The sequence below is a fragment of the Mesorhizobium sp. WSM4817 genome, from assembly GCF_055811135.1.
The window spans coordinates 1-8,187 of record NZ_JBVVQQ010000063.1; the positions used below are offsets into that span (position 1 = coordinate 1).

The 8,187-nt window shown below is 63.2% G+C and carries 8 protein-coding genes and 1 pseudogene; 3 read left to right on the forward strand and 6 right to left on the reverse strand.

Features of this window, described 5'->3' with window-relative positions; translation table 11 throughout:
• Positions 1-406: 406 nt before the first annotated feature.
• Positions 407-1,166 (forward strand): annotated as a pseudogene (locus AC0L2K_RS34365) (CapA family protein); the annotation flags it as partial.
• Positions 1,167-1,271: 105 nt separating this feature from the next.
• On the forward strand, positions 1,272-1,469 hold the full coding sequence (locus AC0L2K_RS34370; protein WP_287322579.1) for a hypothetical protein: 198 nt from the start codon (positions 1,272-1,274) through the stop codon (positions 1,467-1,469).
• Positions 1,470-1,598: 129 nt separating this feature from the next.
• On the opposite strand, the gene AC0L2K_RS34375 is transcribed toward AC0L2K_RS34370, so the two are convergent.
• Together AC0L2K_RS34375 and AC0L2K_RS34380 are read right to left on the reverse strand one after the other, a co-directional pair.
• A complete protein-coding gene (locus AC0L2K_RS34375; RefSeq protein ID WP_473533578.1) occupies positions 1,599-2,006 on the reverse strand; it encodes a c-type cytochrome in 408 nt (135 codons plus the stop codon).
• Between the two features lie 90 nt (positions 2,007-2,096).
• Complete coding sequence (locus AC0L2K_RS34380; RefSeq protein WP_287068567.1) at positions 2,097-2,456, reverse strand: hypothetical protein; 360 nt, start codon at positions 2,454-2,456, stop codon at positions 2,097-2,099.
• A 359-nt stretch (positions 2,457-2,815) separates the two neighbouring features.
• Between AC0L2K_RS34380 and AC0L2K_RS34385 the strand changes: the two genes are divergently transcribed.
• Entirely contained in the window at positions 2,816-3,967 is a 1,152-nt protein-coding gene (locus AC0L2K_RS34385) for a helix-turn-helix transcriptional regulator (RefSeq protein WP_287322575.1), read from the forward strand.
• A gap of 216 nt (positions 3,968-4,183) precedes the next feature.
• Here AC0L2K_RS34385 and AC0L2K_RS34390 read toward each other — a convergent pair whose 3' ends face one another.
• The 4 genes from AC0L2K_RS34390 to AC0L2K_RS34405 all read right to left on the reverse strand — a co-directional run.
• Positions 4,184-5,068 carry a patatin-like phospholipase family protein gene (locus tag AC0L2K_RS34390; protein ID WP_473533579.1) on the reverse strand — a complete coding sequence of 295 codons (885 nt, stop codon included), beginning with the start codon at positions 5,066-5,068 and terminating at the stop codon, positions 4,184-4,186.
• A gap of 19 nt (positions 5,069-5,087) precedes the next feature.
• Entirely contained in the window at positions 5,088-6,338 is a 1,251-nt protein-coding gene (locus tag AC0L2K_RS34395; RefSeq protein ID WP_473533580.1) for a M16 family metallopeptidase, read from the reverse strand.
• Positions 6,339-6,603: 265 nt separating this feature from the next.
• The gene (locus tag AC0L2K_RS34400) at positions 6,604-7,968 is read right to left on the reverse strand and encodes a M16 family metallopeptidase (RefSeq protein WP_473533581.1); all 1,365 of its coding nucleotides are present in this window, start codon (positions 7,966-7,968) and stop codon (positions 6,604-6,606) included.
• Positions 7,952-8,187 (reverse strand): hypothetical protein (locus AC0L2K_RS34405; protein ID WP_473533582.1); only part of this gene is annotated, 236 nt, incomplete at its 5' end. The genes AC0L2K_RS34405 and AC0L2K_RS34400, both read right to left, overlap by 17 nt.

Below are 8,187 nucleotides of genomic sequence, written 5' to 3' on the forward strand. Positions count from 1 at the left end.
CTCCCTCCCCCTTGTGGGGAGGGTTAGGGGTGGGGGTACATCGTAGAGCGAAAGCCTCGGCTATACTGGGAGAAGTGCCCGGCAGGGCGATGAGGGGCAGCGCAAACCTGGGGTGATTGCCGTTCGCGGTCGCTCAGCCCCCTCACCAACATTCTGCCCCCGCCCCCAGGTGCTCTTTGTTCCCCAGATGCCGGAGCGATGCGCCTCGATCTGGCTGTGGTCGACGAACAGGTTGATCTCCCGGCGCGCGATGCGATCCGCGCAAATTGGCTGGGAACCCCTTGGGGTCACCGGGTGTTGGCACGCAGGAGATTCGAGAGCGATGCCGCAGATCGCGAACAACGCCGCCGCAGGATCTGAACGGTCCGTCCGAAGCAGCGCAAAGCTGTTCCTGTCCGGCGACGTGATGCTCGGGCGCGGCATCGACCAGGTTCTCGCCAGTCCCGGCGATCCGCACCTTGGCGAGCGCTTTGTCAAATCGGCGACGACCTATGTCGAGCTTGCCGAACGCGTCAATGGCCCGATCCCGAGAAAGGTCGACGAGGCGTATGTCTGGGGCGATGCGCTTAACGAATTGGGTCGTGAAGCGCCCGACGCGCGGATCGTCAATCTCGAGACCAGCATCACCACCAGCCTGTCCTTGGCGCCCAAGGGGATCAATTACAAGATGAACCCGGCAAACATCGGCTGCCTGGCGGCGGCACGGATAGACTGCTGCGTGCTCGCCAACAACCATGTGCTCGACTGGGATGAGCCTGGCCTCGTCGAGACCCTCGACACGCTCCGACTTGCCGGCCTCGCCTATGCCGGGGCCGGGCTTGACGCGGACGAGGCGGCGGCGCCTGCCGTCATCGAGCTGGCCGGCGGGGGCCGCGTGCTGGTCTTCGGCTTCGCGCTGGAGTCGAGCGGCGTTCCAGCTTCATGGGCAGCCGGAGCTTATAAGCCAGGCGTCAACTTGCTGGCGGATGTCTCGGCCCGTTCGCTCAAGCAGATCGCCCGATCGGTGCAGGCCATAAAACAGCCTGGCGACCTCGCGGTGGCCTCGATCCACTGGGGCGGCAACTGGGGCTACCAGGTCCCGGCGGAAGAACGCGCGCTTGCCCATGCTCTCATCGATGTTGCAGGTTTCGGTCGTGCATGGGCACTCCTCCCACCATCCCAAGCCGATCGAAATCCATCACGGCCGGCTGATCCTCTACGGATGCGGCGACTTCCTCACCGACTACGAGGGAATCACCGGCAACGAAAGCTTTCGTGGTGAGCTTGCGCTGATGTACCTGCCGCGGCTCGCCGTACCGGGCGGCACGCTTGTTTCGCTCGAGCTGGTGCCGTTCCAGCTCGCCAGGTTCCGGCTAAACCGCGCCCTGCGCGAAGATGCCGCCTGGCTCGCTGCCATGCTTGAGCGCGAGTGCTCATTTTTCGGCACGCATGTGGCGCTCGGCGACGACCGTCTCGCTGTCCTTTGGTGAAGCGCCTGCGGTCGGCAGGCAATGGCACTAAAGCGCGTCGGGTTCGACCGGCTCAAGCGACGCGCTTTAGGTTGTTGTTCTATGCATGTCGTTATCGCAAAACCGCTGCACACTTTTGCGCGACATGCATTAATTTTCAAGCCTCTCAGGCCGACCCCGGCCAAGCGCACCGTCGGCGCGGGCCTGCAAATAGGCGTAGATGTCGTCGATGTAAGGAGCGACGTTGGGATCGTCGGCGAAGCCCTTCATCACCGAAGCGCCGCTGCGCACGCCGTCGCGAACATTGCGCCGGAAGACCTCGAGGTCGGGCAGCCGGTCGACAAGGGCCGAGGCGAAGGTCGAGCCCATGCCGTCGGGACCATGGCAGTGATTGCAGCTGCCATGGTAGCGGCGGAAGCCATTATAGGTCCGCGCATCGACCTTGCCGCTGACAATTTCGTAGAACTTGCCTGAGGCCAGCTCGGCTTGCGAAGACGCGGCGAAGCCGGCGCCAACGGTAAAGATGACGACAGACGGGAGGACGAGCCACAGGGACATCGTCTGTCGCCCACGTTGCAGGCTCATCCAGCACCGCCGCAACGCGCATGCCCCCGGATCACTCGACCTTGGATCACTCGACGGCGGTCATCAGTCAACGGCGGCCTTCGGAGAAGAAACCACGATCCCGTCTATCGGTTGTGGGCTGACGACAAGCTTGCCGCCGACACGCGATATCTCGATGATCTGGTCCGACTCTCCCAGCTTGCCCGGCACCGAGACCGCGACTATTTGGTTCTCGGTCAGTGTCGCCACGAAACGCACTGGCAAGCCAGCCTCGCCCTGCGCGATTGTGGTGACCACCCGATAGCCGTCCTCCTGAGGCGTATAATAGACGACACCAAGGAAGCCGGCGAGATCGATGCTTTCGGCCTTCATGGCTCCAAGCTCGCCGGCATGCGCGGGCATCGCCGCCATGCAAAGTGCTGCAAAAGCAATGTACCTGTACATAATGCTGCTCCATCCGAATTGTCCGGGTCGAACCCGGCTTAAGTTTCAGCAATAAGCGGTCGCGCGCCGTGATAGTCGGCGCACGCAGGCAGAATTCTGGATTAGTCCCCCCGGCTGCATCACAGTGGCGAAGGTCCGCGAGCCAGGAACGCGCTGAACCGCACTGGTTGTCACAGTTAAGTGTGACCTTATCTTCTGGGGCGAGAGTATTTCACCGCCCGGGTGCTTGCGCATCCCCTGTTTGGGGGAGATAATCGGAATTTAAGCGATCGCTAAAGTTGGAGAAGCGAGAGCACCTGTGAGAGGGCGCGGCTTTCCGCCTGCATCGGACGCGCTGTCGACATGCGAGGGGGCCGTCGATGGCCAAGGCATTGTCGCATTATGAGCTGTCGAAGCTGATCGGCTCGATCTACGATTGCGCACTCGACCCGGAGCGATGGGAGCACGCGCTTGCCGGAATCAGGGATGCGCTCGACGCCCAGACTGCGGTCCTGCAGCTTGACGACCTCGCCAACGACCGACTGCTGATCTACAGGACCGTCGGAATAGAGCCATACTGGCTGGAGCAACAGGCGAAATATATCCCCGAGATCCACGCCCGGCTGCTCGAGGATCTCTCGACATGGCCTTCGCTCGATATGCCGCATGTGGTCTCACGCCATATCCCTCAAACCTACCTGGAGACCTCCCGGTATTTTCAGGAATGCCTGAAGCCGCAAGGCCTGGTCGACGTCATGTCGTTCTTCCTGATCCACACCCCTACCCGCCTTGCCGGCTTCGCCGTTGCCCGACACAAGCGGCAAGGCATTATCACCGAGCGCGAAATCAAGCTTGGCAGACTGTTGCTGCCGCATGTGCGCCGTTCGGTGATAATCAGCAACATGCTGGACATCGGCACTGTCGAGCGCGCAGGAATGGCCGAGGCGCTCGATGCGCTCACATGCGCCGTGGTCCTCACCAATGAACGTGGCGCCGTCCTGCACGCCAACCGCTCGGCCAAGCACATGCTGCGCAGCGGCGGCCCGATCCAGGATGTCCGGGGCATTCTGCAAGCAAAGATCCCGTTGGCTTCCAGGGAGCTTCACAGCGCCATCATGCTTGCGGCTCAGGATGAGGCCTGCATCGGCAAGACAGGACTTGCCGTCCTCCTTAGCGAATCCGGCCTGCCGCCGGTCTTCGCCCGCGTGCTGCCGATGGCCGGCGGCGACCTGCGCGCCGGCATGGAACCCGCGGCGGTAGCCGCGGTGTTCATCGGCAATGCACCGGACGAGCATGACGCCGCTGGAATGCTGGCGAGAGCCTTTGGGCTTACGCTGGCCGAAACCCGCGTGCTCGCCAGCCTTGTGGCCGGGCACACCTTGGCCGAGACCGCCGCCAGCCTTCACATTGCCAGCGCGACCGCCAAGACGCATCTCGACAATATCTTCCAGAAGACCGGCGTCTCCCGCCAGGCCGATCTGATGCGCCTTGTCATGCAGATCGTTCCGCCCGCGGGGCAGTCCGGTCCCTGAACCACACCTCATTCACCGCCTTGGATACAGGTTTCCAAGGCCGCGGATCGTCTTGATCAGTTCCGGCTTGGCCGGGTCCAGTGCCCGACCGGGAAGCGATCAGCCAAACGGTTCAGGTACGGCGGAATACCGCGGAAAGTCTTCTGGGTGCCTGTCGCAGTGCAGATGTTTCAAATGTTCAGCGCCTGCGCTTGTTTCGATGGAGGTCACCGAGCGTCAGACTTTCCGCGCCACGCCCTCCACCTGCTTGGTGCGCTTGCCCGTGTCGACCTTGGCCCGCGCCTCCACTGCCTTCTCGATCTCCCGCTTCAGCTCGTCTTTGATATCAGCCGTTTCGGCCATCAAGGCATCGATCTTCATGAAATCGAGCACGCGGTATTTCGACACCGCCGGCCTGACCAGTATGTCCGGCTGGCATTGCCTCAGCTTGGCGGCGATGATCGACTGCATCATCAATTGCGTGGCGCCGAACATCAGGTCGACGGAGGTCGGGTATTTGCGCCCGCCTTTGGCCGGCGCGCCAACGACGTCGACGGCGATGATGATGTCGGCGTCGTGCTCGATCAGGTCGAACGGCACCGGATTGTAGATGCCGCCGTCGATCAGCAGCCTGCCGTCGCGCATCACCGGGCGGAATACCGCGGGAATAGCCGCAGAGGCGGCAAGCGCTGAATGCAGGTCGCCGTCGCTAAGCACCGCAAGCTTATGGCCGAAGAAATCCGTGGCCGTCACCTTCAGCGGTATTTTCAGCTCGGCAAAGCTTTCGGGTATGGCATCGGGCATGAATGCCTTGAGGATGCGCTCGACATTGAACTGGGTGACACGCAGCCCGCCCTGCAGCGCCTCGGCAAAGGTGCCGGGCCGCGCCCGCCACATGCGCGCCGCCACCTCGGCGCGGCGGCCGAGGATCGAGCGCATGTAGTCGTGAATGTCGCTGCCGGCCATGCCCGAAGCCATGCCGGCGCCCATGATGGCGCCGATCGACGAGCCTGATATGGCGACCGGCCTTATACCCAGCTCGTCCAGAGCCTCGATGACATGGATATGCGCCAGCCCGCGCGCGCCGCCGCCGCCGAAGGCGATGCCGAAGCTCGGGCTCATCCCCTGCCCCCCATTGGGCTCATTCCTTCTTGGCTTCGCCGACCTTCGGCCCGACGATCATGATGGCCGGCTCGGCGGAGAGCAGCTTTTTCGCTGCCGCCTTGACCTGATCCAGCGTCACCGCGTTGATGAGGGCGGCGCGGCGCTGCATGTAGTCGATGCCGAGCTTGTCGAGCTGCAGTTCGAGCAGCGTCGCGGCGATGGCGCCGGAGGAGTTCAGATTGTTGATGGCATAGGCGCCGATCAAGTATTTCTTGGTCGCCCCCAGTTCCGCTTCGGTCGGCCCCTCCTCGGCCATGCGCTTCACCACCTCGCGCACGACAGCCAACGTCTCTGCCGCCCGGTCCGCGCGGGTCGCTGTGGTGATGGCCAGGGCGTTGGCATGCTGGTGGTCGACCAGGTCGGAGCTGGCGCTGTAGGCCAGGCCGCGTTTTTCGCGCACCTCGTCGAACAGCCGCGAGGTGAAGGCGCTGCCGCCGAGGATCTCGTTCATCAGCACCGCGGCGAAGAAATCCGGCGCACTCCGCTTGACGCCGGGATAGGCGAGTTGCAGCGACGTCTGGGGCTGGTCGTAATTGACCTCGAGCTGCTGGTTCAGTTTCGGATCGACATCAGCGACCGCGCTGAGCGCCTGATGTTGCGGCAGGCCGCCGAAGACCAGATCGAGCTTTTTCTTCAACGTCTCGGCATCGATGGCACCGACCACCGCCACATGCAGGCCATCACGAGCAAAATTCGCCTTGTGAAAGGCGATGAGATCGTCCGGCGTGATGGTGGCGATGCTTTGCCTGGTGCCCTGGTCGGGTCGCGCATAGGGGTGGGTGCCGTATAGTGCCTCCAGCCATTTGCGCTGGGCGAGCGTATCGGGGTCAAGCTCGTTGGCGATGATGCCGGACAGCACTTGCGCGCGGATGCGGTCGATTGGCGCCTGGTCGAAACGCGGCTCTGTAACCGCCAGCCCCAACAGGTCGAACGCCGCGTCGCGCTGCTCGGCCAGCATGCGCATCGAGCCGTAGGTGCCGTCGCGCGCCGCTTCGAAGCTCATCTCGGCGCCGACGTCGTCCAGCTTTATCTGGAAAGCCTCGCTGTCAAGATTACCGGCGCCCTCGTCGAACAGGCCGCTCATCAGATTGGCAAGCCCTTCCTTCCCGGCGGGATCCTGCGTCGTGCCGCCGTCGAAGACGAAGCGGATGGCGACCAGCGGCACGGAATAGTCCTCCACCAGCCAGGCGGTAATGCCCTTTGACGACGTCACCTCCTGGATGCTCATGGCCGCACGAGCGGAAAGCGCCGGCAGGACGAGGAAGACGAGGGAGAGGAGCAGCGTAACTAAAGGGGTGGCAACCCGCGCGGCTCTCCCTTCTCCCCTTGTGGGAGAAGGTGGATTGGCGCGCAGCGCCAAGACGGTTGAGGGGTGCTGGCCGGAACGATGTCGGTGCCAAGCTGGAACACCCCTCATCCGACCTCGCTTCGCGAGGCCACCTTCTCCCACAAGGGGAGAAGGGAAGTCGCGGCTATGCTGGTTCCTCATCAGATCAATTCCCCGCCTGTGTCTGCGGCAAGAGATAGCCTGATGTCGAATGGTTGAGATTGAGATAGCGCGCGGCAACGTCCCTGACTTCGTCGGCGGTGACCTTGCGAATGCGGCCCGGCCATTCCTCGACGTCCCTGATGCTGCCGCCGGTGGCGAGCGTCGCGCCGTAGATGTTGGCCATCGAATCCTGCTTGTCGCGGGCGAAGATCATCGAGCGCACGTAACGATCCTTGGCCTTCTCCAACTCGCCTGATGTGACCCCGTCCTTGGCGATGCGGGCGACCTCGACCTCGACCGCCGCCTGGAGATCGGCCAGCTTGGCGTCGCCGCGCGGCGCCCCATAGACGGTGAAGTTGGTGGCATCGAGCATGGTGCCCTGGAAGAAGGCGCCGGCCTCGGCGGCGATGCCTTGCTTGACGACAAGCTGCTGGTAGAGCCGGCTGCGGCTACCGCCGCCGAGGATCTCCGCCAGCAGGTCCAGCGCTTCCGCTTCGCCTGGCTTCGCAGTGTGATAGGAGGGAACCACCCATTGCGTCGAAAAGTTGGGCACACTGACACGCGCGTCAGTCAGCGTCACCGTGCGCCTGGTGTTCTGCTCGGGTTCGACCGGACGGATGCGCGGCGGCAGGTCTGGACCGCGCGCGATCTTGCCATAGGTCTTTTCGGCCAGCGCCTTGACCACCTGCGGCTCGACATCGCCGGCCACCACCAGCACGGCGTTGTTGGGCGTATAATATTTGTCGTAGAAAGCCTTGGCGTCGGCGCGGTTCAGCTTCTCCATCTCCTGCATCCAGCCGATCACCGGAATGCGATAGGGCTGGTTCTGCCAGAGCGTGGCGTCGACCTCCTCGCCGAGCACTGCCTGCGGATTGCTGTCGATGCGCGAGCGGCGTTCCTCGAGGATGACGTCGCGCTCGGTGGCGATGACGTCGTCGTTGAGGATGAGGTTGCGCATGCGATCGGCCTCGAAATCCATCATCTGCTCGAGCGCCTGCGGCACCACCGTCTCGTAAAAGGCGGTGTAGTCATAGGAGGTGAAAGCGTTGTTCGAACCGCCGATGGCGGAGACGGCGCGGTCGAACGCGCCGGCCGCATGGTTGGTCGTCGCCTTGAACATCAGATGCTCGAAGAAATGGGCGATGCCGGACTTGCCCGGCGGCTCATCGGCGCTGCCGATCTTGTACCACACCATATGAGTGACGATCGGTGCGCGGCGATCGGGGATGACAACGACCTCCATGCCGTTGTCGAGCAGGAAATTCGTCACCTTGCCGTCGTCCGGCTTGTTGTCGGCCAGAACCGGGCCGGTCATCACGACAGCCAGCGCAAAAAGCGTTCCGCGCAGCCAGTCAGCCTGAGATGTCATCAACGACTCCGGTTGTCATGGGGTGGGACGATAGGCGGGGGTGTTGCCACAGGCAAATTGATTTGTTCGTCATTTTGAAGGCGCTGCGCCAACCTTCTCCCCTTGTGGGAGAAGGTGGATCGGCGCGCAGCGCCGAGACGGATGAGCAACCGTGCTTCAAACGGAAGCCGGATTCCAGGGTTTGTTGGTGCGCACCATAGCGTTGAGGGTTGTGATGAG